Source organism: Corynebacterium sp. HMSC074A09 (genome assembly GCF_001811545.1).
GTDB lineage: Bacteria > Actinomycetota > Actinomycetes > Mycobacteriales > Mycobacteriaceae > Corynebacterium > Corynebacterium hiratae.
This window is the reverse complement of sequence record NZ_KV805152.1, coordinates 456-721: the sequence shown is the minus strand read 5'-3', so window position 1 is coordinate 721 and position 266 is coordinate 456. Positions and strand designations below refer to the sequence as shown.

Genomic DNA, 266 nt, shown 5'->3' with positions numbered 1-266 from the left:
CGGTTCCAAGAGGCCTACCAACTCGACGAGGTCACCGTCGTTGCTGATGCAGGCATGTTCTCCGCGGCGAACAAACAAGCACTCATTGATGCAGGGCTGCACTACATCTTGTCGGTGAAGACCCCCACCGTGCCTGAGGTGATCGAAACCTGGCGGCGAGAAAACCCCGGTGAAGACTACACCCACGGCCAGATCTGGACACAAGCCTCGGCAAGTGATGGGCGCAAACACACAACCCCGAATTCGGTGACGCATTACCAGTACTC

Annotated in this window: 1 pseudogene; it reads left to right on the top strand. The window is 57.5% G+C overall.

Annotation, left to right across the window (positions count from 1 at the left end):
* A pseudogene (locus tag HMPREF2807_RS13730) lies at positions 1-266 on the top strand (transposase); the annotation flags it as partial.